Annotated in this window: 1 protein-coding gene; it reads left to right on the forward strand. The window is 75.6% G+C overall.

Features of this window, described 5'->3' with window-relative positions; translation table 11 throughout:
• Positions 1 to 289 precede the first annotated feature (289 nt).
• Positions 290 to 1128 (forward strand): helix-hairpin-helix domain-containing protein (locus DQW06_RS02030; protein WP_304598492.1); only part of this gene is annotated, 839 nt, incomplete at its 3' end.

Below are 1128 nucleotides of genomic sequence, written 5' to 3' on the forward strand. Positions count from 1 at the left end.
GAACCGGGCCAAGCGGGAGTAGCGGGCGGGCCGGGGGCGCTCCTGGACTCGGGGAGGTTTCCGATGCCAGGGCGGTTCCGGGACGCGTCAGGAAGGCGTGCCGAGTTCGAGCGACGGCGGGCGGACGGGGAGCGTGGCAACGGGCGACCGGGGCGGGCGACGGCAGGCGACCGGGGTGCATGGTGGCGGGCATCGGCGGGCGCACCCCCGAAGCGGGAACCGAGCGTCGTCGCCAGTCGATAGGCTCCCCCAGAGTCCGTGAACCGTATGACGAGGGGAACCGCCCGAGGTGTCCGAGGCAGAACAGGTCAGTGCCGTCCTTGACCGGATGGGCGCGCCGGGCGCCCTGGCGCCCCGGCTGCTGGGCGTGCTGGGGCCAGGGGCCGCCGCCGCGCTGGACGCGAACCCGTGGCTGCTGCTGCGCCTGCCGCAGGTGACCCCGGAGCAGGCCGACTTCTGCGCCCGCAGGCACCTGGGCGAGGGCGCGCGGCCCGGCGACCCCCGGCGGCTGGCGGCACTCACCGGGCACGTACTGCGCATGTCCGCCGCGCGCGGGCACACCGTGGTCGAGGAGAAGAAGCTGGCCTCGGTCGTGGGCGGGTTCGGGGTGGCCGATCCGGCCGCCGCGCTGGAGGCGGCCGTGGCCGACGGGAGCGCGGTGGTGCTGGAGAGCACCGACGAGGACGACGACGAGGACTTCGACTTCAGCGAGGGCGGGGTCCCGGACCTGCCCGACACCGAACTGTTCTACGCGCTGCCCGAGGTGGGGCACGCCGAACAGCGGCTGGGCGAACAGCTGCTGCGGCTGATCGGCGGCAACGAGCCGATCATGGACTCGATGACCGCGGGTGAGACGGTGGACGCGGCCGTGGAGCGGGGCGGGTTCACCGTTTCGGACCGCACGCGCGAGGCCCTGGTGACGGCGACCCTGCGCCCGGTGACGGTGCTGCGGCACGGCCCTGGCGACGCCGCGGAGATCGCGCGGGCGCTGGTGTGCCTGGACGCGATCGCCACCGACAGCCAGGTGGGGATCGCGGTGGCTGCGCCGACCGCGCAGGCCGCGGCGGCCGTCAACGCCGACCTGGCGCGGATCCGCGGGGAGCGGGCCACGGGCGGGGGTTCCGAGGG

This window comes from Nocardiopsis sp. TNDT3, from assembly GCF_003427465.1.
Classification (GTDB): domain Bacteria; phylum Actinomycetota; class Actinomycetes; order Streptosporangiales; family Streptosporangiaceae; genus Nocardiopsis; species Nocardiopsis dassonvillei.